The sequence below is a fragment of the Zhenpiania hominis genome (genome assembly GCF_014333425.1).
GTDB lineage: Bacteria > Bacillota > Clostridia > Peptostreptococcales > Anaerovoracaceae > Hominibacterium > Hominibacterium hominis.
On sequence record NZ_JACRYT010000068.1, the window covers coordinates 1 to 818 of the forward strand.

Below are 818 nucleotides of genomic sequence, written 5' to 3' on the forward strand. Positions count from 1 at the left end.
GCCATGCCGTTTTTTATCCACTATTCACTTTTCAATGTTCAAATTACATCAAGTAACAAGTTGTAACTTTTTGAGCTAAATCTATATATTTCACTTGACTTTTATATAGTTAGCTTTCTTTTTATTTGGAAGGACAGTGTTCCCTGCGCGCTGTTTTGTTTCACAAAACAGGCAGGGCATAAACTGAAAAATTGCACTGCGGCTAAAGCCGCGCAATTTCTGTATTTGTCCTGCGCGCTGTTTTGTTTCACAAAACAGGCAGGGCATAAACTGAAAAATTGCACTGCGGCTAAAGCCGCGCAATTTCTGTATTTGTCCTGCGCGCTGTTTTGTTTCACAAAACAGGCAGGGCATAAAAAAAACTGCCCTCCGAACTATGTTCAGAGGGCAGATTATACCGCGTTACCACCTCTGTTCACTGCGTCCTCACGGTACGCAGCCTCACTGAGTTCTTACTAAACTCGCTCACTATAACGGGTGAACCCGTTCCAACCTACTTTTGAAATCTGAAAAGAGATTCCTGTTCAGCGGACTGCTCTCGGAATGTATTCGGTCTGGCTCCTTCCCGCGCCTCTCACCATCCGGCTGCTCTCTGTGGGTACTCCTCAGACTTACTGGTTTCCGGTCTTCGCATTTCCAAAATATTATGTCATGATTTTCCGAGCAAGTCAAGAAATATTTATGATTTTGCAAAAAAATTATGGTTCACATATGATAATGTCTTAGTATACCACAAAAGAAAATGTCCCGAATGTGGTATAATTATCCTCCTATGAGACTTATGAACAGGAGGAAATCATTATCAGAAAGGTAGAACT

Annotated in this window: 1 protein-coding gene and 1 other annotated feature; the gene reads right to left on the minus strand. The window is 41.7% G+C overall.

From position 1 onward, the window contains the following. Positions 1-90: 90 nt before the first annotated feature. Positions 91-354, minus strand: coding sequence for a hypothetical protein (locus H9L42_RS16770; protein ID WP_187304538.1), 264 nt, complete (start codon positions 352-354; stop codon positions 91-93). Positions 355-380: 26 nt separating this feature from the next. After that, positions 381-638 (minus strand) — a binding site (T-box leader). Positions 639-818 lie beyond the last annotated feature (180 nt).

Excerpts from the sequence above, each read along its gene's own strand:
- H9L42_RS16770 (WP_187304538.1), bottom strand. The coding sequence starts at position 354 with ATGCCCTGCCTGTTTTGTGAAACAAAACAGCGCGCAGGACAAATACAG.